Annotated in this window: 20 protein-coding genes; 11 read left to right on the plus strand and 9 right to left on the minus strand. The window is 73.2% G+C overall.

The annotated features are described in order from the left end of the window. The 3 genes from KSE_RS09135 to KSE_RS09145 all read right to left on the minus strand — a co-directional run bounded on the left by KSE_RS09135 (position 1) and on the right by KSE_RS09145 (position 3601). A complete protein-coding gene (locus tag KSE_RS09135) occupies positions 1–1002 on the minus strand; it encodes a hydroxyacid dehydrogenase (RefSeq protein ID WP_014135003.1) in 1002 nt (333 codons plus the stop codon). Between the two features lie 185 nt (positions 1003–1187). Next, on the minus strand, positions 1188–1973 hold the full coding sequence (locus KSE_RS38275) for a hypothetical protein (protein ID WP_014135004.1): 786 nt from the start codon (positions 1971–1973) through the stop codon (positions 1188–1190). A 356-nt stretch (positions 1974–2329) separates the two neighbouring features. Then, entirely contained in the window at positions 2330–3601 is a 1272-nt protein-coding gene (locus KSE_RS09145; protein ID WP_014135005.1) for an ROK family transcriptional regulator, read from the minus strand. A gap of 97 nt (positions 3602–3698) precedes the next feature. Between KSE_RS09145 and KSE_RS09150 the strand changes: the two genes are divergently transcribed. The 4 genes from KSE_RS09150 to KSE_RS09165 all read left to right on the plus strand — a co-directional run bounded on the left by KSE_RS09150 (position 3699) and on the right by KSE_RS09165 (position 10177). Then, positions 3699–4499, plus strand: a complete 801-nt coding sequence (locus KSE_RS09150) for a sugar phosphate isomerase/epimerase family protein (protein WP_014135006.1) — start codon at positions 3699–3701, stop codon at positions 4497–4499. A 35-nt stretch (positions 4500–4534) separates the two neighbouring features. Beyond that, positions 4535–5350 (plus strand): TIGR03084 family metal-binding protein, encoded by an 816-nt coding sequence (locus tag KSE_RS09155; protein WP_014135007.1) that lies wholly within the window; start codon positions 4535–4537, stop codon positions 5348–5350. 139 nt (positions 5351–5489) lie between these two features. Then, positions 5490–9809, plus strand: a complete 4320-nt coding sequence (locus KSE_RS09160; protein ID WP_014135008.1) for a CHAT domain-containing protein — start codon at positions 5490–5492, stop codon at positions 9807–9809. Continuing rightward, on the plus strand, positions 9806–10177 hold the full coding sequence (locus tag KSE_RS09165) for a hypothetical protein (protein WP_014135009.1): 372 nt from the start codon (positions 9806–9808) through the stop codon (positions 10175–10177). Before KSE_RS09160 ends, KSE_RS09165 begins: the two co-directional genes overlap by 4 nt. Before the next feature lie 114 nt (positions 10178–10291). Here the strand turns inward: KSE_RS09165 and KSE_RS45730 are convergent, their stop codons facing one another. Next, entirely contained in the window at positions 10292–10420 is a 129-nt protein-coding gene (locus KSE_RS45730) for a hypothetical protein (protein WP_255518938.1), read from the minus strand. 125 nt (positions 10421–10545) lie between these two features. On the opposite strand from KSE_RS45730, the gene KSE_RS09170 reads away from it, so the two are divergent. Further along, positions 10546–12159 (plus strand): multicopper oxidase family protein, encoded by a 1614-nt coding sequence (locus KSE_RS09170; RefSeq protein WP_014135010.1) that lies wholly within the window; start codon positions 10546–10548, stop codon positions 12157–12159. Here the strand turns inward: KSE_RS09170 and KSE_RS09175 are convergent. Further along, positions 12144–12461 carry a hypothetical protein gene (locus KSE_RS09175; RefSeq protein WP_014135011.1) on the minus strand — a complete coding sequence of 106 codons (318 nt, stop codon included), beginning with the start codon at positions 12459–12461 and terminating at the stop codon, positions 12144–12146. The two genes, KSE_RS09170 and KSE_RS09175, sit on opposite strands and share 16 nt — an antisense overlap. Positions 12462–12876: 415 nt before the next feature. On the opposite strand from KSE_RS09175, the gene KSE_RS09180 reads away from it, so the two are divergent. The 4 genes from KSE_RS09180 to KSE_RS42045 all read left to right on the plus strand — a co-directional run bounded on the left by KSE_RS09180 (position 12877) and on the right by KSE_RS42045 (position 14969). Next, the gene (locus KSE_RS09180) at positions 12877–13704 is read left to right on the plus strand and encodes a helix-turn-helix domain-containing protein (RefSeq protein ID WP_014135013.1); all 828 of its coding nucleotides are present in this window, start codon (positions 12877–12879) and stop codon (positions 13702–13704) included. Beyond that, positions 13701–13949, plus strand: coding sequence for a DUF397 domain-containing protein (locus KSE_RS09185; protein WP_014135014.1), 249 nt, complete (start codon positions 13701–13703; stop codon positions 13947–13949). Before KSE_RS09180 ends, KSE_RS09185 begins: the two co-directional genes overlap by 4 nt. Before the next feature lie 262 nt (positions 13950–14211). After that, positions 14212–14394: a hypothetical protein gene (locus KSE_RS09190; RefSeq protein ID WP_033258014.1), complete on the plus strand. Its 183-nt coding sequence runs from the start codon at positions 14212–14214 to the stop codon at positions 14392–14394. Beyond that, a complete protein-coding gene (locus tag KSE_RS42045; RefSeq protein WP_148283078.1) occupies positions 14394–14969 on the plus strand; it encodes a hypothetical protein in 576 nt (191 codons plus the stop codon). Before KSE_RS09190 ends, KSE_RS42045 begins: the two co-directional genes overlap by 1 nt. Positions 14970–15151: 182 nt before the next feature. On the opposite strand, the gene KSE_RS39810 is transcribed toward KSE_RS42045, so the two are convergent. Further along, a protein-coding gene (locus tag KSE_RS39810) for an IS5 family transposase (protein ID WP_106437631.1) occupies positions 15152–15942 on the minus strand; the annotation gives its coding sequence in 2 pieces (ribosomal slippage) (positions 15152–15627 and positions 15627–15942; 792 coding nt in all). A 215-nt stretch (positions 15943–16157) separates the two neighbouring features. Between KSE_RS39810 and KSE_RS44450 the strand changes: the two genes are divergently transcribed. Then, complete coding sequence (locus KSE_RS44450) at positions 16158–16892, plus strand: hypothetical protein (RefSeq protein WP_231873148.1); 735 nt, start codon at positions 16158–16160, stop codon at positions 16890–16892. Here the strand turns inward: KSE_RS44450 and KSE_RS09210 are convergent. Beyond that, positions 16864–17187, minus strand: coding sequence for an ArsR/SmtB family transcription factor (locus KSE_RS09210; protein WP_014135018.1), 324 nt, complete (start codon positions 17185–17187; stop codon positions 16864–16866). The genes KSE_RS44450 and KSE_RS09210 overlap by 29 nt on opposite strands. Before the next feature lie 105 nt (positions 17188–17292). Here KSE_RS09210 and KSE_RS09215 point away from each other — a divergent pair, with 105 nt between their 5' ends. Next, on the plus strand, positions 17293–17601 hold the full coding sequence (locus KSE_RS09215) for a putative quinol monooxygenase (RefSeq protein WP_014135019.1): 309 nt from the start codon (positions 17293–17295) through the stop codon (positions 17599–17601). Positions 17602–17603: 2 nt separating this feature from the next. Here the strand turns inward: KSE_RS09215 and KSE_RS42750 are convergent, their stop codons facing one another. Both KSE_RS42750 and KSE_RS09225 read right to left on the minus strand, forming a co-directional pair. Further along, positions 17604–19004, minus strand: coding sequence for a hypothetical protein (locus KSE_RS42750; protein WP_014135020.1), 1401 nt, complete (start codon positions 19002–19004; stop codon positions 17604–17606). Beyond that, positions 18994–21321 carry a hypothetical protein gene (locus tag KSE_RS09225; RefSeq protein WP_033259366.1) on the minus strand — a complete coding sequence of 776 codons (2328 nt, stop codon included), beginning with the start codon at positions 21319–21321 and terminating at the stop codon, positions 18994–18996. The genes KSE_RS42750 and KSE_RS09225 overlap by 11 nt, the downstream gene beginning before the upstream one ends. Between the last annotated feature and the right edge of the window lie 107 nt (positions 21322–21428).

The raw sequence follows: 21428 nt of genomic DNA on the forward strand, positions 1-21428 counted from the left end.
TCAGGCCATCCGTTCGTAGCCGCGCGGGTCGAGCGCGTGGCGCAGCGGTTCGCCCCGGGTCCAGCGTTCGAACTCGGCCGCCACCAGGTCGCCGAGGCGGCGGCGCTCCAGCCCCCGGCTGCCCGCCAGGTGCGGGGTGACCACCACGTTGGGCAGGGTGAACAGCGGCGAGCCGGGCAGCGGCGGCTCGGGGTCGGTGACGTCGAGCACCGCGAACAGGTCCGGGCGCTCGCGCAGCACGTCGAGCAGCGCGGGCTCGTCCAGGACGGCGCCGCGAGCGGTGTTCAGCAGCGTGGCGCCGGGCTTCATCGACGCCAGCAGCGGGCGGCCGACCAGGCCGCGGGTCTCCGGCAGCAGCGGGGTGTGCACGCTCAGCACGTCGGAGGCCGCGAACAGCTCCTCGATCCCGACCGCCCGGACCCCGGGCGGCGGCGCGGCGTACGGGTCGTGGGCGAGCACCTCGACGTCGTAGCCGCGCAGCAGCTCGCAGACCAGCCGGCCCACCTCGCCCAGCGACAGCACCCCGACCGTCGAACCGTACGCGCCCGGCGTGCGGGCCGCCGGGACGGCCGCCCGGGCCGCCCGGGCGGCGAGGACGTGCCGCCAGCCGCCCTTCAGCGCGTAGACCGCCTGCGCGACGGCGAACTCGGCGACCGGCACCGCGTTGGCGCGGGCGGCCGCGACGATCGGCACGCCCGCCGCCCAGAACGCCTCCCCGGCGATCCGCCGCACCGAACCCGCCGCGTACAGCACCAGTCGCAGCCGCGGCAGCCGGGCCAGCGTCCCGGCGTCCAGCACCGGGCCGCCCCAGCCGGTGCAGAGCACCTCCACCCCGCTCAGCGGCTCCGGCGGCGCGGCGGCCAGCCGCTCGGCGCTCCAGACCCCGTCCGGGTGGCCCGGATCGGCGAGCACCTCGGCCCGCGCCGCGATCCGGGCCCGGGCCGCGGGCCCGTACACGTCGGCGAAGCGGGCCGGATCCATCGCGAACACGGCTGCGGTCATCGGGCCCCCTCGATCTCCGGGGCCGGGTCGGCGCGGCCCCCACCCCGACTTTCTATCACATCGAGAAATAGAGGTCGGCGGCTGGTCGCGACTGGTGGTGGCAATCGGTGCTGGGGGTTGCTGGGAAGCGAAACGCCCCCCGCGACGAGTGGTCGCGGGGGGCGCGGGCGCTCGGGGCGCGGGCGTCACTTCGTCCAGGACGCCTGGAGCTTGAGCCGGTCGTTCAGGTCGAGGTAGCCGACCTGGGCGGGCGTGTTGTTGGCGCCGGCCAGGCCGATGATGGTGCAGCCCTTGACTTCCATGTCCTTCTTGACGCCCTGGAACTTCGCCGGGGTGCACTTGGCGATCGGCGTCGTGCCGACAGGCGTCTGGAAGACTCCGTTGCGGCCGGTCGGGTCGGCCACGACGAACTTCGAGTCCGGCGCGGTGAAGGAGAGGCTCGCGTCGCCGACGTTCTTGATGGTGTAGCTGACGTAGACCAGGGTCTGGCCGTCCAGGTTGGCGGTGGACGCCTTGGCGTCCTGGAAGTCCTTGATCGAGCCGATCTCGACCCCGGTGACGGTGACCTGGAGCTTGGTGGTGACACTCGCCTGCTTGTCGGTGAAGTCGACCGTGGCCGGCTGGCCGATCTTCACCGGGTGCGCGGCCTGCGTCAGCTTGCCGCCCCCGGTGCCGCCCGCCGCGCCGCCCCCGGTGGTACCGGCCGTCCCCGCGCCCGCACCCGTCGACGCGGTCGACCCGCCCGCAGAGCCGGTGCCCTTGCCGCCCGCCGCGGCGGAGGCGGTGGAGCCGCCGGACCCGCCGGAGCCGCCCGTGCCGCCGCCGGCGGCCGGGGCCGAAGCGGTGGAGCCGCCGCCCGCGCCCGCCGCGTCGCCGGTCGCGTCCCCGCCCTCCGGGTCGCACGCCACCAGCGAGAGGGCGGCGGCCGCGGCGACGGCGGCGACGGTCAGTTTCATGGTCTTCGTACGCATGCTGCGCCAGTTCTTGGGCGCGCTCCCGCAGAACCGTTGTCGGCCTGCCCGTGCGGTGGCGCCCGGTCCACGGTGATTCGGAGACATGGGAACAGCGGGCAAGAAGCCGTAACCCCCCGATTTGGCTTGTTGCCAGGGACCTTACCAGTCCGCCGATTTGACCAACGCTTTTCCCCGAATCCCGGACGGTGGGGGCGGGTTCAGATATCGGGCGGGCCCGACATACGGGGCGACAAACGGATCGAGAACCCATGGCGGCGGCACCGGATATGCCGGATATCCGGTGCCAGGAAGGAGATTTCGGAACATTCGGCACCCACCCGGCGAGCCCGGCGGGCTCAGCAAGCCCGGCGGGCTCAGCGGGTGATGAACGTCGCCCCGTCCGCGAGGCGGACGGCCGCCGCCGCCGCGCCGACCAGCTCGGTCGTGGTGGTGTGGACGACCATCAGCCGGGGCGGGGCCGGGATCCGGCCCTGGAGGCGGCTCTCGATCGCGGCGGGCAGCAGGCCGCCGCTCTCCCAGAACAGCCGGCCGCCGAGGGCGACCAGTTCGGGGCCGAGCACCACGCTCAGGTTGGCGACCAACAGGGCCAGGTCGTCGGTGAGTTCGTCGATCAGCCGGAGGGCCGCCGGGTTGCCGTCCCGGCCGAGCCGGAACAGTTCGCCGACCCGTTCGGCCGGGCTGCCGGAGACGCTGAGGCCCGCTTCGGTGATCCGCCGGTCGACCGCGTGGTCGCCGATCCGGGCCTGGGTGTCGCCGGTGCGGCCGAGCGGCCGGTCGAGCGCGTCGCGGCCGGACATCAGGGAGCCGAGCGCCCCGGCCGAGCCGAGTCGGCCGCGGTGCAGCCGGCCGTCCAGGACGATCCCGGCGCCGACCTCGATGCCGACCACCACCGCCGCGAGGTCGCCGACCCCGGCGGCCGCCTCGGTGCGCTGGACGGCCAGCGCGACCAGGTTGACGTTGCTCTCGACCGCGACCGGCACCCCGTACCGCTCCTGGAGCAGCGCGCCGAGCCGCAGCCCCGGCCAGTCCAGCGCGGACGCGAACTCGACCAGCCCGGTGCGGTCCCGGACCACCCCGGGCACGCCCGCGACCAGCGCCCGGGGCTCGCCCGCGTGCCGGCCCGCCCAGCCGCGCAGGCCGTCGAGCAGGGCCAGCAGCGGGCCGGTCAGGTCGGCGGCGGTGATCTCACGGGGGCGCTCGGCGGCGGGCCCGGCACCGGGCGAGCCGGCCTGACCGGCCGGGCCGGCCGAACCCGAACCGGCGGCGAACTCCCAGTAGTGCTCGGCCTCGTGCAGCACGGTGCCGTCCAGGTCGGTCACCACGCCGACGATCCGGCGCGGGCGCATCGCCACCGCGAGCACGGTCTGCGCGCGGGCGTTGTAGCGGATCAGCTGCGGCGGCCGCCCGCCGCTGGAGGGCGCCCGCTCGGCCTCCACCTCGACCAGGCCGGCCGCCCGCAGCACCTCGACCAGCCGGTGCACGGTCGCGGTGCTCAGCCCGCTCTCGGTGGCCAGCCGCTGCCGGGAGAGCGTGCCGTGCCGCCGCAGCACCTCCAGCAGGACGGTCTGGTTGACCTGTGCGACGGTCTGGGTGGTGGCGGTGGCCGGGGTACGGGTCTGGGTCACCGGGTGCTCCTCGAACCTGGTCGGACCCGCTCGGGTTCCCCGGTACGGGCGCCCGGACGGCCGGGACTTTCTCTTGACCTGAATATATCCTTGCCCGATGCCGCTCGCGTTCTCCACTCTCGGCCTCCCCGACCTGCCGCTCGCCGACGCCGCCCGGCTGGCCGCCGAGCACGGCTGGCAGGGCCTCGAACTCCGCTGCGCCGACGGCCAACCCGTGCACCCGGCGATGACCGCCGCCGAGCGCCGGGACGCCGTCCGCGCCCTGGACGCCGCCGGCGTCGTCCCGATCGCACTGGCCTCGTACGTGGGCGTGGCCGCCCCGGGACCGGACGGACCGGTCGGCGCGGCGCTGCTCGCGCACCTGCGGCTGGCCGCCGACCTGGGCGCACCCGCCGTCCGGGTCTTCCCGCGCGGCGGCGAAGGACCCGCCGCCGGGGCCGACCTGCGGGCGGTGCGGCGGCTGGCCGCCGTCGCGGACACCGCCGGGCGGCTCGGCGTGCGGATCCTGGTCGAGACGCACGACTCGCACCCGACCGGGCGGGCGGTGGCCCGGCTGCTCGACCCGCTGCCGCACCCGGCCGTCGGCGCGCTCTGGGACGTCATGCACACCGTCCTCGCCGGGGAGCCGCCCGCCGCCACGGCGGCCGCGCTCGGCCCGCGCCTCGGCCACCTCCAGGTCAAGGACCTGGCCGGCCCGGACGACCGCACCCCGCTCCCGCTCGGCAGCGGCGTCCTGCCCGTCCCCGCCGCGCTGCGCCTGCTGCCGCCCGGCGGCTGGGCGTGCTGGGAGTACGAGGCCCCCTGGCACCCGTCCACCGCGCCGCTGCCCCCGCTGCTGGCCGCCGGAGCGGCGTACCTCACCCGGCAGCTCGGGTGCGCGGACGCCCCGCCGGGGTAGGGGACGGGCGACAACAGCCACGGAAGGGACGCCGGATGGACGACGGGTTGGTCGCGGACCTACAGGCCGAAGGAGCCGAACTCGACGCGCTCGTCGCCGGATTGGGCTCGGACGGCTGGGCGCTGGCGACCCCGGCGATCGGCTGGACGGTCGCGCACCAGATCGCCCACCTGGCCTGGACGGACCGCTGGACGCTGCTCGCCGCCCACGACCCGGACGCCTTCGCCCACGCCCTGGCGGAGGCGTTCACGGCCGATCCGGACGCGACCGGGTCCGACGCGGCCTCTCCGGTCTCCCCGGTCGACCGGGGCGCGGCGGAGGGCGCCGGGGAGGACCCGGCGGCACTGCTGGCCCGCTGGCGGGCGGGCCGGGCGGAGGTCGCGGCGGCGCTGGCGGCGGTGCCCGCCGGGGTGCGGCTGCCGTGGTTCGGGCCGCCGATGAAGGCCAGGTCGATGCTGACGGCCCGCCTGATGGAGACCTGGGCGCACGGCCAGGACGTCGCGGACGCGCTCGGCGCCGTCCGCGTCCCGACCGCCCGCCTCCGGCACGTCGCGCACCTGGGCGTGCGGACCGTCGGCTTCGCCTTCGCCGCGCACGGCCGCCCCGCCCCGGACGACCCGATCCGATTCGAACTCATCTCCCCCGAAGGCGAGTTCTGGCACTGGGGCCCGGCCGACGCCACCGACCGGGTGAGCGGCCCGGCCCTGGACTTCTGCCTGCTGGTCACCCAGCGCCGCCACCCCGACGACCTCGCCCTGACCGCCACCGGCCCCACCGCCCGCGCCTGGCTCCCGCTCGCCCAGACCTTCGCCGGCCCACCCGGCCCGGGCCGGGCCCCGCTGAAGGGCTGACCGGCCGGCGCCGTTCCGCCCCTGTGGGCCGTGGGGGCGGGAGGATTCCGCTTCCGGTGCCCGACCCGCCCACCCGAGTGGCACTATGCACGGGGGGTGTGGTCCTGCCGCGGACTGGATGCGGCGTCTGGGGGACGGGATGATCACTGGGCTGGTGGTGGAGGAGGGCGGGTTCGAGCTGGTCGTCGGCGGGGACGGGCTCGGTCCGCGCAGGCCGCTGCGGGACGGTGACGTCGACTGGCTGACCGGGGTCGCGAACCGGTACGTGGACGCGGTGCGCGGCGGCTCCCGGCGGGAGGTACTCCTCGGGCTGGGGCGGGAGTTGTACGGCTGGTTGGACGGGGACCGCCGTTGGTTGGCGCGGTTGCTGGAGGAGGCTCCGTCGCCGGTGCTGTTCGAGGTCCGGGGGCCGAGGCGGCCGTCGGTGGCGGAGTGGGCGCTGTTGCGGGCGCCGTTCGAGCTGTTGGCCGTGCCCGGGGGCGGGTTCCTGGTCGAGGAGCCCGAACAGTTCGCGGTGGTGCGGCGGCTGGGCCGCCCGAGCCCGGCGGATCCGCTGGACGATCGGCGGCTGGGGGTCGCGTTCATGGCCTCGGCTCCTCGGGGTCAGCATGAACTCGATTACGAGGCGGAGGAGTTGGCGATCCTCGGGGCGGTCGGGGAGATGGGCCTCGACCTGGTCGTCGAGGACTCGGGCACTCCCGAGCGGCTGGGGATGCGGCTGGCGGAGCTGGGCGGAATGCCGGTGGTGCACCTGTCGTGCCACGGGCTGCACAACTGGCGCGAGGGCCCCGGGGCTCCTGCCACGCCGGTCCTGCTGCTGGAGGACGACCTGGGGGAGGGGCGTCCGACCAGCGCGCGGGAACTGGTGGGTCTGCTGACGCCGAAACCGCGGCTGGCGTTCGTGTCGGCCTGCCTGACGGCCACCGGCGCGGACGTCGCCGGGCACCTCCCCGCGGGCGCGGGCCGGCGCGGCGGCCCGGCCGCCGGTGCGGGGGCGGCGGTGGCGCACTCGCTGGCCACCGAGCTGGTGGCCGCCGGGATCCCGGCGGTGATCGGCTGGGACGGATCGGTCAGCGACCGCGCCGCCACCCTCTTCGCCGAACACCTCTACTCCCAGCTCAGCCGCCACGCCGCCGTGGCCGTGGCCGTGGACGCCGCCCGCCGACAACTGCTGCGGAGCCCCGACGAACACGTACGCGCCGACTGGCACCTCGCACGACTGTGGCTGGGACCGGCGGGCGGCGGGCCGCTGGTCGCCGGGACCGTCAAACGCCGGATGGCGCCCGCGCACCACGCGACCACCGCCTTCCTGGACCGCAAGCACAACGTGCCGGTCGCGGCAGCCGGCATGTTCGTCGGCCGCCGCCCCGAACTCCAGCAGGCCCTGCGGGCCCTGCGCGGCCACCAGAAGGGCGGCGTCCTGCTCCACGGGCAGGGACGGATGGGCAAGTCCAGCCTGGCCGCCCGGATCGCCGACCGCCTCCCCGACCGGGCCGTCGCGGTCGTCTTCGGCGACTACACCCGCGCGGCGGTCCTCGACGCCATCGCCACCGCCGTCGAAGCGATCCCCGACGCCCGCGACCTGCTCAGGGACCGCCGCCCCGACGTCCGCGAACACCCCGACCGCTTCCGGGCCCTCCTGGTCGACCTGCTGACCGGCCCCTGCGCCCAGGCACAGGGCACCCGCAAGCCCCTCCTACTGATCATCGACGACCTCGAACAGGTCCTGACCGCCCAACCCGACGGCCCGCACCGGCTCCACGACGGGGCCGCCCAGGTGCTCGCCGACGTCCTGGCCGCGTTCGACCCGGCCACCACCGACAGCCGACTCGTCCTCACCAGCCGCTACACCTTCACCCTCGACGGCCTGGAAAGACGCCTGGAGGCGGTCCAACTCCAACCACTCTCGCCCGCCGCCCGGCACAAACTCCGCCGCCGCCAGCACGACCTCGCCACCACCCGGAACGCACAACCCACCCAACGCACCGACCTCGCCCGCCGCGCCATGGACGTCAGCCGCGGCAACCCCGGCCTCCAAGACCTCATCGGACTGCGCCTGGCCTACGGCGAACAGGTCGACCCGGCCCGCGTCGAAGCCGCCATCACCGCGATGGAGACCTACCTGCGCCAGGGCGACCCGGCATCCGATCCCGACCTGGCCGCCTTCCTGGAGAACCTGGCCCTGGACACCCTCCTCGAACAGGCCGGCCCCGCCCACCACGCCCTCCTGCGCGCCTGCACCCTCTTCACCCTCCCCGTCCCACAACCCGTCGTCGACACCCTCGCCCAAGCGGTCGGCGGATCCGCCACCCGCCTGCGCGGCCTCGGCCTCCTCGATTCCTTCCCGGACAGCTACCGGCGGGAGGTTCCCGCCGTGGCCGTCAACGCCCTGGCCGCCGGACACCTCGCCCCCCTCAGCCAAGACGAACGCACCACCCTCGCCGCCCTGGCCGTCGAACCCCTCCACACCCACTGGGGCGGAACCGCACCCCGCACCCCCCGCGACGGCGACCAGGACCTGCAACTGACCCGCCTCGCTCTGGACGCCGACCACCCCGCCATCACCGCCGACTGCGCCACCGCTGCCGTAAGGGTCCTGCAGGAAGGCTCTGCTTCCGCAGCCTCCGAACTCGGCCAGCGCACGATCGCCCTGCTCGACCGCCACCACCACCCGGTCCCCCTCCATCTGCTGCGCGCGGTCGCCGACGCGACTGTCACCGGCGGCGACGGCGAGCGGGCTGACGCCCTGCTGGACCGCGCGATCCGGCAGATCGAGACCAGCGGGCAGCAGACCGATCCGGCAGAGCACGCCGCGGTCCTCTACGACCAGGCCGTCCGCCTGATCACCCGTGGTGAAACCGGACGGGCCGAGACCCTGCTCCACCAGGCCCGGCAGCTGTTCACCGCCCTCGGCGACACCCGCGAAGCCGCGATCACCTGGGGGAAGATCGCGGACATCCTGGAGCAGCGCGGGGAGATGGAGGAGGCTCTGCGGATCCGCCAAGAGGTCGAACTACCGGAGTACCAGCGGATCGGCGACACCCGCGAAGCCGCGATCACCTGGGGACAGATCGCGGACATCCTGCACCAGCGCGGTCAAGTCGACGAAGCCCTGCGCATCCGCCAAGAAGTCGAACTACCGGAGTACCAGCGGATCGGCGACACCCACTCTATCGCGGTCACCTGGGGGCAGATCGCGGACATCCTGCACCAGCGCGGTCAAGTCGACGAAGCCCTGCGCATCCGCCAAGAAGTCCAACTGCCGGAGTACGAACGGATCGGCGACACCCGCTCCGCAACAGTCACTTGGGGAAGGATCGCGGACACCCTGCATCAGCGTGGGGAGGTAGAGGAGGCTCTGCGGATCCGCCAAGAGGTCCAACTACCAGCCTTCGAACGGATCGGCGACACCCGCTCCACAGCAGTCACTTGGGGAAGGATCGCGGACACCCTGCACCAGCGTGGGGAGGTAGAGGAGGCTCTGCGGATCCGCCAAGAGGTCCAACTACCAGCCTTCGAACGGATCGGCGACACCCGCTCCACAGCAGTCACTTGGGGAAGGATCGCGGACATCCTGCACCAGCGTGGGGAGGTAGAGAAGGCTCTGCGGATCCGCCAAGAGGTCCAACTACCAGAGTACGAAAGGATCGGCGACACCCGCGAAGCCGCGATCACCTGGGGAAAGATCGCGGACATCCTGCACCAGCGCGGTCAGGTCCACGAAGCCCTGCGCATCCGCCAAGAAGTCGAACTACCGGAGTACGAAAGGATCGGCGACACCCGCTCCACAGCAGTCACCTGGGGAAGGATCGCGGACACCCTGCACCAGCGCGGTCAAGTCGACGAAGCCCTGCGCATCCGCCAAGAAGTCGAACTACCGGAGTACGAAAGGATCGGCGACACCCGCTCCACAGCAGTCACCTGGGGACAGATCGCGGACACCCTGCACCAGCGCGGTCAAGTCGACGAAGCCCTGCGCATCCGCCAAGAGGTCCAACTGCCGGCCTTCGAACGGATCGGCGACACCCGCGAAGCTGCGGTCACCTGGGGACAGATCGCGGACACCCTGCACCAGCGCGGTCAAGTCGACGAAGCCGAAGAGCTGCAGTTGAAGCGCCTGAGAGTCAATGAAAAGCTCCGCGACATCGATGGCATCGCAGCAGCGAACTGGAGCCTAGCTCAAATCGACCTGGGCCGTCGGGACCTCCACGCAGCGGCGCCGAGACTGGTCACCTCATTCCGGTACTTCCTGGAACTGCAACGGCCGGACGGTGTCGCGGCCGTCGGGATCATTCTGGGGCAGTTGATGCTGGCCGCAGGCGCACGGGCTCAAGCTCGACAAGTCCTCCAGGAGTGCCGGGCCGCTGCCGCCATGACCAACACAGCCCACATCCTGGCCCGGGCCGACGAGCTCTTGGAAACCATCGACGACGAAGACAGCGAAGACGAGGAATCATGATCATCGAGATTGCCGGCCCGAACGCCGAAGCCGCCCGGGAGAGCATCGCGGCGGTCGCCGCCGACTGGGGCCACCCCGCCGACGCCGTCCCGTCGGCGTCGGCGGCCGGCCCGGGCAGCAAGGGTGTCGACCCCGTCGCGGTGGCGTCCCTGCTCCTGTCGATCCCGTCCGCCGCGCTCGCGGTCGCGGACATCACCGATCGGATCCGCAAGCGCCGCCGCGCGGGTGAGCTCATCGAGCGGGCCCGGCAGCTCTCCGCCGAGCGGGCGACGGCCCGGCTCGTCCACGCGGACCGCTCTGTCGACCTCGCCACCCTCACGCCCGACCAGCTCTTGGACCTCATCGCCGACGAGCCCCCGACGGACTGAACTCCGTTCCTCCGGGCTCCAGTCGGCTCCGCCACCGCGTTCCGCTACCCGATCGGCACGGAACGCGGTGGCGGGCGATGCCTGCGGACCTCCCACCGTGGGGCCGGGCCGCCGCTACCGGGCAGCGGTGCCGACCGTCCCGGCGGCCGTGCCGAAGCGGTCGGCGCCGCAGCCCGCGAGGGTGAGGGCGGCGAGAACGGTGGCGGCGGCGAGGGCAAGGGCTCTGACGGTGCGTCGGTTCACTGGCGTCCTCCCGGGTCTGTTGGGCCGCCCACACCGTAGCGGCCCGGCATGTGCTTGCCCAGGCGCTTTTCCGTGCGGTGCGGCGGACCCGGACCGGCCGCCGTTCTGTCCTAGATTGCCCGGTTATGGGAGACAATCACGCGATCAGTCGCCGGTCGGTGCTCAGGACGGTCGCGGCGGCCGGCCTCGCCTCGGCGGTCGGTGCCAGGACAGCTGCGGCGGCCCCCGCCCCGGCGGCCTTCCCGCAGCCCGTGACCGTGCGGCGGCGGCCGGCGCCGGAGCGGGTGCCGTCGGTGCTGGAGCAGGTGCTGGACGTCCGGTACGCGGAGGTCGAGGTGCCGGGCCACGGCCGGGTCACCGTCCGGGCCTACAACGGCGCGTTCCCGGGGCCGACGCTGCGGGTCCGGGCCGGGGACACCCTGCTGCTCACCCACGTCAACGGCCTGCCGCCCAACCCCGTCCACCCCGCCCACCCCGCCCACCCCGCCGGCAACAGCCACGGCGCCCGGATGCCGCACCGCCCGCACAGCTTCAACCTGCACGCGCACGGGATGCACGTCTCCCCGGCCGGGCTGGCCGACAACGTGCTGCGCGAGTTCGCGCCGCGCGCCGCGCCCGGTGACCCGGAGCCGCGTTACCGCACGGTGCTGCGCGTCCCGGCCGACCACCCGGCCGGGACGTACTGGTACCACCCGCACCTGCACGGTTCGACCGCCGAGCAACTGGCCGGCGGCATGGCGGGGGTGATCGTGGTGGAGGGGGACGTCGACGAGGTGCCGGAGGTGCGGGCCGCGGCGGACGTGGTGCTGTGCGTCAACGAGCTCAAGCTGCGCGACGGGCGGGTGCCGCCGTTCGACGCGGGGGCCTGGCTGGCGGGGGTGCCGTCGGTGTTCACCGTGAACGGCGCGGTCGGCCCGGTGCTGGCGCTGCGGCCCGGCGAGGTGCAGCGCTGGCGCCTGGTCGCGGCGACCGGCTTCACCGCACTGAACCTCCGACTCACCGGCCCGGAAGGGCAGTTGACGATGCACCGGATCGCCCAGGACGGCATCACGCTGCCCGCGCCCGTCCCCGCCGAGGAGGTGCCGCTGGTGATGGGCAACCGGGTCGACGTGCTGGTCCGCGGCGGGGCCCCCGGCCGGTACGAGCTGCGCGCCGACCGGGTCGCGCGGCCGCTGCTGACCGTCGAGGTGGCGGGAGCCCCGTACGACCCGCCGATGACGCTGCCGCGCACCCTCCCGCCCGGGCGGCCGCCGCTCGACGAGCGGGACGTCACCGGCCCCGACCGGGAGGTGCTGTTCCACGTCGACCCCGGCGTCTTCCCGCAGCCCTTCCCGGACGCCTTCCGCGTCCTGGGCACCCACCCCACCCCGCCCGCGCACCCCGGCGGCGACCTGCGCCGCGACCCGGCGTACGGGCTGTACGACCCCGACTACGTCAACCACGTCCTCCCGCTCGGCCGCACCGAACGCTGGACGGTCCGCACCGGCGAGACCTCGCCCGGCTTCAACCACCCCTTCCACCTGCACACCAACCCCTTCCTGGTCACCCACCGCAACGGCCGCCCGCTCGACCCCCCGGTCTGGCACGACACCGTGGGCCTGGCCGGCGGCACCCCCGGCGACTCGGTGACCTTCCTGGTCCGCTACGAGGACTTCACCGGCCACGCCCTCGCCCACTGCCACCACCTGCACCACGAGGACCTCGGCATGATGCAGAACGTGCGCTACGTCGCGCCCTGAACCGGCGCCCCGGGGGTCGCCCCCAGGTGCACCTCGCTCCACACCACGTCCCGGACCTGCCCGCCGTCGCGCGGCCGGGACGTGTGCCGGTGCCCCCAACGGTCGCCCAGCGCAAGGGCCTTCAGCACCCCGAGCGGATCCGGCGCCGGCCCCCGCATCCGCAACTCGACCCGGTACCCGGCCGCGATACCGATCAACTGCACCTCCCCCACACCCGCCCGCGCCAACTCGTCCGCGATCACCCAGGCCCGCTCCCGCGCCGCCCGCCCGGAATCCGCCGACTCCTCACCGCCGTACCGCACTTGCCGTCCTTCCCGGTGAAATCCGCTACGCCCCAAGCCCGTTCAGACCGAACCGCACTCATCCCCCCCGTCCGACACAGCGCGGGCACCCACAGGCCGGCCAACTCAACGCCGAGACCAGCGGCGGCGAGAGCACCGGGCCGGACGTCCGGAACGAGACCGGCACCCGGCCGCCGTCCACCCCCACCCGGTAGACTCGGATCGTCAACTTCGAGGCCCGGCGCGGGTACTTGGACTTCCGGCGGACGACGGCGGGCCCGTCAGGGCATGGCTGACTGTTCGTCATGTTTTGCTGCTCCGTGGTGAGATCACCCTCGCCGAGGGTTACTGTCTGCACTGCAAGCGTCACCCTTCGGCGCTACGCTGAGAAGCCAGGCAATGTTCGCAAAAATTTTGCGGAGAGCGGGGGAACACCATGGCAGCCCACGAACGGACCCTCCACCCGGAACGCTCGGTCCGCGACCTGTTCGGCTTCCACCTCCGCCGGATGCGCAAGGAACGCGGCCTCTCCCTCGCCGACCTCGCCGCCGAACTCCGGCACGCCAAAACCGTCCTCGCCGACGTCGAAACCGCCGAACGCCCCATCCCCCGGGGCCTCCCGGCAGAACTCGACGAGTACTTCGACGCCGGCGGAATCTTCGGCCACCTGTTCAAACTCGCCTACCTGGAAGCGTTCCCGGACTGGTCACGACGGTTCATGGAACTCGAACCGCTCGCCTCCCAGAGGCGGGAGTACGCCGCCAGCCTGTTTCCCGGCCTGTGGCAGACCGAGGAATACGGCCTGGCCGCTCTCCGCTTGGGGCTGCCGCGCGCCGACACCGAGGAGATCGAACGTGTCTGGTCCACCCGAGCCGCGCGCCAATCCCTGCTCCACGGCGAAAACCCGCCCCTCGTATGGGTCGTGCTGGACGAGAGCGTCATCCGCCGACAGGTCGTAGACCCCGCCGTCATGGCTCGGCAGATCGCCCACGTACTGGAACTGGCGGACGGCCCGCACGCCGTCGTCCAGGTACTCCCGTTCTCGGCCGGGGCGCACGGAGTCGGCAGTTCGGTGACCCTGCTCGACTTCCTCGACGCCCCGCGCGTCGTCTACGCGGAGGGCTACGGAACCGGCCAACTCCTGGAGAACCAGGCCGAGGTGCAGGCCGCCGCCCTCGCCTACGATCTCCTCCAGGCGGCAGCCCTGTCGCCGGAGGAGTCGAAACCCTGGCTCCGCAGCGCAATGGAGGATCTCCGAACATGAGCACCGCGCCCCGCCTGTCCCCCACCGACCTGGCTACGGACCGCGTCGAGTGGCGGAAGTCCAGCCACTCCGACGCACAAGGCCAGGGGAACTGCGTCGAGATCGCCGAGACCTACGCCACCACCCACGGCGTCATCGCCATCCGCGACAGCAAGAACCCCACCGGCCAACCCCTCCTCGTCACCACCACCGCCTGGCACACCTTCACCACCGCCACCGCCGCCGGCCACTTCGACACCCCCTGACACCCCACCGGCACCAGTGCCCTCCGGAAGCCCCCTCGCGCAGGGGGCTTCCGGCTTTTCCGGGCGGGTCGGCGGAGCCGGAACGACTCCGGCCCGCCGGCAGTCGACTGTCTGGTCGAAAGCCGTTTCGAGTCGCCTTGTGGGCGGATATATTACCAAGGGGGCCAATGGGCAAGACATTCCGATAACAATGCCTAATATTGGGAGCTCTGGGCTCGACGTAGTGGCACCCAATGGTGATCTGGTATTTTCCGGGGGACCCATGAAGGCCAAGGATATGGCCAAGCTTGGCAATAATCTGAAGATTTCTAAGTATGAGGCAGATCAGCGCGGCGTGAAGGCGGTATATTATCTAGAGGAGGGGACTCCGGATTCGGTGATCAAGCAGGCGCAGAAGTGGTTCGGGATGGAGAATGTCATCACCTTCAAGATGGAGTGCCAGTAATGTCCGACGCTTACATTTCCTGGTATCGCAACGGTCGCACCGACGCTCCCGGATTCATTACAATGACCGCCGCTCTCGAGCGACTGGGGCTCAGTCTTGAGCACCCTGCACTCAAGACTGGAATCCTACTGAATGTCGATGGCGAGCAGGTGAAAATGTCGCCGTCGTGTATCTCGGAGCTTGTAGGATTGGCGATCGCAAGTCTGGACGTGCAGTTTTGGCTCGCGGCTGATATCGATGTAACCTGTCAGTTCAGATATGAGCCGCTTGGGGGTGAGATCCAGACCTATGATCTAGATGGCTTGACCGCAGACCAGAAGAGGCGTGTCGAGGACGCTATCGTGCAGATGGCTTTGAAAGGCTCCGGGCAGACCATAGGAGTCATTGTGGACTGGTCTGGACGCAGCGCCGAGTCCGACTGGGATGGATTCTTCCTATACGACCGCATCCCGGGCGGTCCAGCGCCAGATCGCCTGCTCATGCGGACTACTGAACTGGCCAACTCCCCAGGTCTCTCTGAGGGCGGCACAGTGAAGGATCTTGATAGTGGAATAAGTGAAATTCGCTGGCGATAAGCGTTCCGCTACTGAAATTGATTGGGTCCTACGTTGTTGATGGGTCGGGCAGGCCAGTTGTATGGTCCTGGGATCCAGAGGTGCTGGGTATGTCTCTGATTGGGTTGCCGTCGATGTTTCACGTCACCTGGCCGCCAGACACCTCACGACGACTCGGCCGCTGATTAGAACTCGTAACACGATCATGAGGGTGGGTTGTTGAGGCGTCGCCAGCAGATGAGTGCGCAGGCAAGTGAGACGAACGCGTTGTGGAGGTCGAGGCGCCTCTCCCAGCGGACGGCGAGGCGCTTGAACTGGTGGAGCTGGGCGAAGGTCTGCTCGACGACGTAGCGGAGCTTGCCGAGGCCGATGATGTCGGGTTCGCCGCGGCGGGAGATGACGGGCAGGATCCGGCGTTTGCGCAGTTCCTGGCGGTTGGGGTTGCTGTCGTGGCCCTTGTCGCCGAGCAGGGCGTCGGGGCGCTTTCGGGGGTGTCCGACCCGGCCGGCCACGGGAGGGACGCCGTCGACCAGTGCGAGGGCCTGGGTGACGTCGTTGACGTTGGCGGCGGTGGTGATGACATGGAACGGGATGCCGCCGCCGTCGCTGATCAGGTGGTGTTTGCTGCCGGTCTTGCGGCGGTCGACCGGCGAGGGCCCGGTTGCCTCGCCCCCTTTTTCGCGCGCACGTGGGAGGCGTCCACGCAGGCGCGCGTCCAGTCGATCGGGCCGGCCGCGTTCAACTCGGCCAGGAGTATGCGGTGCAGGGCCTCGAAGGCCCCGGCCTCCTGCCAGCGGCCGAGCCGCCGCCGGCGGGTCTGCCCGGAGCCGAAGCCCAGCTCGAGCGGCAGTTGCTGCCAGGTGATGCCGGTGTACGGCACGAACAGGATGCCCTGCAGCCACAGCCGGTCGTCCACCGGACGCGGGCCCGGCGACCGCTCCGGCCACGCCGGAAGCAGCGGCTCGATCCGCGCCCACAACTCGTCGTCCACCATCCACGGCTTGCTGCTCACGCCATCACGAACGGACGAATCGTCACATCGGTAACGCCCCACCAGCGACGATCAGCAAGATCGTGTTACGAGTTCTTAGGAGCTGCGGGCCCAGGGCTGTTTCAAAGTCCTGATGAGTACATGAGTTCGCTGGTCACGGCGGTATGAGCGATCCGGATCCGCCCGTCACGAACGCAACGAAGCTCCGGTTGAACGGGGTGACCTTCCCAAGTCGCCCTGAACCACCGGAGCTTCGATGTGCCCCCCGGGGTTCGATCTCGTCGCGAACTGCCGCCTGCCGTCATCTGGTCGACGGCGGCTACACCCCCCTGGTCCACCTGGAACGAGCTGCCCGCGAACACCAGGTCACCGTCAGCGGCTCCCTACCGGGCAACCCCACCCGCCAGCACCGCCGAGACGAGGGCTTCGACCGCGACGACTTCCGCATCGACTTCGACCGCCGACAGGTCACCTGCCCGAACAGCCAGGTCAGCGCCGGATGGCACGGCCCCTACCCGACCTCCTCACCCACCGCGGCACCCCTGATCGTGGCCCGGTTCACCAAGAGCCAGTGCCAGCCGTGTCCGGACCGCCCCCGCTGCACCAGCTCCAGCGACGCCCGGAACGTGGGCTTCCCTCCACGAGAACTCCGCGACCTGCAGATCCGCGTCCGCGCGTCCTGGCCGGTGTCGCTGCCGGAGGCGGTCGGGTTGGCCCGCCGGCTGGCCGGTTCGGGTGTGGCGGGGAGGGTCGCCGAGGCGGCCTGGCTGCGCGGGCGGCTGGCCGGGCTGGGCCTGGCCGCCGAGACGCTGCCGGGCGGCGGGGACGACGGGGACGACGGGGCGGGCGCGGACTGGCCGTGGACCTGCACGCGTGAGCACGGGCGAGCGCACGCGTACGCGGGGGCGAGCCGGGCGTCCGGGGCTATTCGGCCGTCGCGGCTTCGGCCGTGAGCAGGGCGAGCAGCCCGGGGAAGCACCGTTCGATGTCGGCGCGGCGGAGCGTGGCGGCGCGGCTGTTGCCGCGGTCGACCTGGCGGATCAGGCCGGCTTCGCGTAGGGCGCGGAAGTGGTGGGTGACGGTGGCCTTGCTGACGGGGAGGGCGAAGGAGCTGCAGGTGCGGGCGGTGTCGGCGGGGGCGAGGGCGAGTTCGCGGACGACCCGCCGCCGCAGCGGGTCGGCCAGGGCCGACAGCACCGCGCCGAGCCGGATCTCGTCGACCGCCGGGTGTCCTTCGCTGTCGGGCACCGCCCACCGCCTCTCCCACGCACCACAGGTATGACTTGCATCGTACCTGCCGCGCCGGTTAGCGTCCCGAGGTACGACAGAACTCTTACCTTCAGGAGGAGCCCCGTGGCGCAGCCCTTCACCCTGGTCGGCACCGCCCGCCCGAAGCCCGAACGCGTCGAGGAGCTGCGGGAGTTGCTGCTGTCCTTCGTCGAGCCGACCCGCGCCGAGGCGGGGTGCCTGGAGTACCACTTCCACGAGAAGCGGGACGAGCCCGGCGTGTTCGTCTTCTACGAGGCGTGGCGCACCGAGGCCGACCTGGACGCCCACCTGACGCTCCCGCACATGCGCGCGTTCTGGGAGCGCCGGATGGACTACCTGGCCGAGGACCTGACCATCCACTTCCTCACCATGCACAGCCCGTACGGGGGTTGAGGTCAGTCCCGGGGGCCGTCGGGTCGGCGGCCGCGGGTGGTGCGGCTGAAGCCGCCGGTGCCGACGCGGGCGGCGAGGGTGTCGTCGGGGCCGGAGAGCAGGGAGCCGTAGCCGGTGGCGGCCCAGAGGCTGCGGGCGGCGGGGACCTCGAAGTACGGGACGGTGCGGCCTTCGTCGCGGACGGCGAGGACCTGCGGGGAGCGGCGGGCCTTGAGGGCCTGGCCGCAGTCCTCGCAGACGGCGACGTCGACGCGTTCGCGGCGGCCGACCGGCCGCCAGGTGGTGCGGCGGGCGGCGGTGTCGTGGCGGGGGTCGAAGAAGCAGAGCGGCAGCCGGGGTTCGGTGGTGAGCGCGGCGCGGCCTTCGGCGGCGAGGGCGAGGACGCCGGCCAGGTCGGCCAGGCCGTCGGCGCCGTCGAGGACCCGGCCGGCCGCGTCGTAGGCGTCCAGGGCGCGGCCGAGGCCGGGGGTGGTGGCGCTGTCGGCGCCGTCCAGGGCTTCGCCGAGGGCGAGCACCTCGGCGGTGGCCTGGCGGCGCAGTCCGGCTTCGTCGGCGGCCCGGTCGGCGGCGAAGACCGCGTCCGGGAAGGTGAACGCGGTGTGCCGGGGCCTGCGGCGGGCGCGGAGCAGCAGGCCGCCGCCGACGGCCAGGGCGAGCACCAGGGCGGCGGCGATCGCGAACGGTCCGGTGGCGGAGGAGGCCGGCCCGGCGCCGGTGCCGTAGTCGTTCTGCGGGCGGGCCGAGCGCTCGCGGTCGAGGCGGTCGGACTCGGCCTTGTACACCTCGGTGCCCTTGCCGGTGCCGATCAGTTCGATCGCCCGGCCGACCTTGGCGGCGAGTCCGGCGTCCTTGAGTTCCTTGATCATGCTGACCGCGTTGGCGGAGTCGCGGGCCTGGTGGGCGTTGTCGGCGGGCCACTCGTAGCCGTTCAGCCAGCTGCCGTAGTCGTCGCTGGTGATCATGATCAGCGGGTTCTGGCCGAGCCGCTCCCGCACGACGGCGGCCAGCGCCTTGGCGTCGCCGCCGAAGGCGTCGCCCTTCTGCAGCGGCACCAGGACGACCTTGATCGGCAGGCCGGTGGCGGCGATCTGCGCGGCGATCCGCTGCTGCTGGTCGGGGGTGACGGCGGCGGCGTAGCCGGGGTCGACGTACACCGGGGCGGTCTTCAGCGCCTCGGCGATGCTCTCCCCGGTCGCGCTGCTGACCGGGCCGTCGGCGGCGCGGGCGACGGCGGCCCCGGGGCCGAGGACGAGGGCGCCGCCGGCGCTCAGGCCGCCGCCGAGCAGCGCGGCGCCGGCCAGCAGCAGCGCGGCCGGACGGCTCCGGAAGCGGGTCCGGGCCCGGGCTCGGGGGCCGGCCGCGGGGCGGGCGGGGACGGTGGTGGGGCGGCGGTCACTGGACACTGGCGGACTCCCTGGCCCTGAGAACGAGTGCGTCGATGCCGTCGAGGGCGGCGGGCAGCACCTGCCCGGCCTCGTGCCAGGCACTGCTGGTGCGGCCGTCCGGATCGGGTACCCGCAGCAGGCGCTGGTCGGCCGCGAAGCGGCGGGCGGTCCGGTCGGCGGTGGGGCGGTCGGCGCCGCCGGCGCGGAAGGACTCCCGGCAGTGGGGGCAGATCCGGGCGGCCTTGGGGCCGAGGCCGAGCTCGGCGAACCAGGACGGCACCCGGCCGCCGGTCGCCGGGCCGTGCAGCGGGTTGGCGCGGCAGAGCAGCTGCTCGGACCGGCCGCCGAGGACGGCCTGCCCGGCCTGGGCGAGCACGACGGCGGCGGCCAGGTCGGCCGGGTCGGCGTCGCCGCGGGCTCCGCGCGCGCCCCGCGTCCCGTGCGCGCCGCCTTCGCCGTCTTCGCCGAGCAGCAGTCCGGCGGCGTCCAGGCAGTCCCAGGCGCGGGCGCGGCCGGGTTCGTCCGGCCCGGCGGCGGCGAGCCGGGTGGCGAGGGCGCGGACGTCCTCGGTGGCCCAGGCGCGCAGTTGGCGGACGGTGGGGTGGGCGGAGGCGCGCCGGGCGCCGCCCGGACCGCTCACACCGCTCGCGGCGTCCGCGGCGTCCGTTCCGGCCGTCGCGGCGACGGCGGCCGCGACGGCGCGCCGGACCCGGCCGGCCCGGACGGCGGCGGAGCAGGCCCAGCCGACCAGGGTCAGGATGCCGAGCAGCAGCGCGCCGAGCAGGGTGCCGGGCACCAGGTCGGCCTTGAACAGCGGCGGCAGGGCGTTGTCGTGCAGCTCGGGCAGGGTGGAACCGGCGCCGGTGTCGCCTTCCCGGCCGGTGGGCCGGGCGGCGGCCACGGTGTCCAGGACGCGGTTCAGCCGCTCCGGGATCCGCAGGTCGCCGCTGCCGTTCTCGCGCTCGGGGTAGCGCAGTTCGGCGCGCCGGAACCGGGTCTCGACGTCCGTCGCGGCGGTCCGGAACTCGACCAGTTCGAAGTAGCCGGCGACCGGGTCGACCTGCACGTACACGCCGTCCAGGCCGGTGCGCTGGCGCACCTGGGCGAGCAGCCGGCTGCCGTCGCCGGTGCTCTCGTCGTCGCTGTCGGAGCCGGTGAACAGCAGGAACACCGGTGTGCTGGCGGCGAGTTCGGCGGTCCGCTGCTTGACGGCCGCCAACTGGGCGGGGCTCAGCACGGTCGGGGCGGCGGCGTCCTGGTAGACGCCGCCCGCGGTGAGCGCGGCGGCGGCCTCCTCGCTGCGGGCCGCCAGGTCGGCCGGGGTGACCCGCAGGTCGGGGCCGTCCACGCGCTGCGCGAACACCTGCGGCGCGGCCAGCAGCACGCCCGCCACGGCGGCGACGGTGGCCACCAGCGTCACCGCCAGCACGCCGTACCGCCACCCGGGGGCGGAGGCGGAAGCGGGTGCCTTGCCAGCCTTCGCACCGGACTTCGCGCCGGGCTTCACGCCGGGCTTCTTGTCCAGCCGGACGGGTCGGCGCGGCGCGTCGGAGACGGCGGCGGGGGCCGGGCGCAGGTCGGCGCGGCGGCGGGCCAGGAACAGGCCGAGGACCAGCAGCAGGCCGGGGACGAGCACCACGGCCAGGCCGATCAGCAGGTTCTGGTTCTGCCGGTCGGTGGCCGAGATGTACCGCTCGGGCACCTCGTGGTCGCCGTCCGCGTAGATCTGGCGGACCTGCGCGGCGAGCTGGTCCGCGCCCAGGGCGAGCTTCTCGGCGAAAGCCTCGAACTGGGCCAGCCGCCCGGCGTCGTACGGGACGGTGTGGCGGGCGACCCGTGCGGCGTCGTCGACGGGCAGGTCCACGCCGAAGCCGGTCGCGGTCACGCCGTACCGCTCGACCAGCACGTACAGGCCGGACGCGCCCAGCCGGTCGTGCACCTGGGCGAGCAGCGAGGCGTCGGCGTCGGGCAGCACGAGCACGTAGGTGGGGACGCCGATCCGCCGGGCGATCTCGGCGAACCGCGGCGCGAGCGAGCGCGGCGTCTCGCGCGGCAGGTCGACCGAGACGTAGACCGGGTCCTGGCGCAGCGCGGCGGCGAGGCGCTCGGCCTGCGTGGCGGTGTCGGGCAGCTGCCCCTGCGCGGCGGGCGCGCCTGCGGCGGACGGCGCGCTCGCGGCGGGCGACGGGTCGGCGGCGGCCTGCGGGGCGGCGGTGCCGAGCAGCAGCAGCGCGGCGAGCGCGGTGGCGGCGGCCGAGCGCCCGCGTCCGCCTGCCCGTCCGCGTACCCGTCCCTGTGTCCGCGCCCGCGTCCGTGCACGTTCCTGTATCCGCATCGGCGTCTCCCGGGTGGTCCGGCCGGTCACTTTACCCGCGCTTTATAGGGACGCGGCCCGGTGCCCGCGGGTTCCGGGTGGTTGGATCGGGGCGGCGGAGTCGCCAC

Origin of the sequence: Kitasatospora setae KM-6054 (assembly GCF_000269985.1) — a bacterium.
Classification (GTDB): Bacteria; Actinomycetota; Actinomycetes; order Streptomycetales; family Streptomycetaceae; genus Kitasatospora; species Kitasatospora setae.

Coding starts and splice junctions, on each gene's coding strand:
- KSE_RS09160 (WP_014135008.1), top strand. CDS start 5,490: ATGATCACTGGGCTGGTGGTGGAGGAGGGCGGGTTCGAGCTGGTCGTC.
- KSE_RS09155 (WP_014135007.1), top strand. CDS start 4,535: ATGGACGACGGGTTGGTCGCGGACCTACAGGCCGAAGGAGCCGAACTC.
- KSE_RS09170 (WP_014135010.1), top strand. CDS start 10,546: ATGGGAGACAATCACGCGATCAGTCGCCGGTCGGTGCTCAGGACGGTC.
- KSE_RS38275 (WP_014135004.1), bottom strand. CDS start 1,973: ATGCGTACGAAGACCATGAAACTGACCGTCGCCGCCGTCGCCGCGGCC.
- KSE_RS42045 (WP_148283078.1), top strand. CDS start 14,394: ATGTCCGACGCTTACATTTCCTGGTATCGCAACGGTCGCACCGACGCT.
- KSE_RS09225 (WP_033259366.1), bottom strand. CDS start 21,321: ATGCGGATACAGGAACGTGCACGGACGCGGGCGCGGACACAGGGACGG.
- KSE_RS09180 (WP_014135013.1), top strand. CDS start 12,877: ATGGCAGCCCACGAACGGACCCTCCACCCGGAACGCTCGGTCCGCGAC.
- KSE_RS09150 (WP_014135006.1), top strand. CDS start 3,699: ATGCCGCTCGCGTTCTCCACTCTCGGCCTCCCCGACCTGCCGCTCGCC.
- KSE_RS09185 (WP_014135014.1), top strand. CDS start 13,701: ATGAGCACCGCGCCCCGCCTGTCCCCCACCGACCTGGCTACGGACCGC.
- KSE_RS09165 (WP_014135009.1), top strand. CDS start 9,806: ATGATCATCGAGATTGCCGGCCCGAACGCCGAAGCCGCCCGGGAGAGC.
- KSE_RS09135 (WP_014135003.1), bottom strand. CDS start 1,002: ATGACCGCAGCCGTGTTCGCGATGGATCCGGCCCGCTTCGCCGACGTG.
- KSE_RS09190 (WP_033258014.1), top strand. CDS start 14,212: ATGAAGGCCAAGGATATGGCCAAGCTTGGCAATAATCTGAAGATTTCT.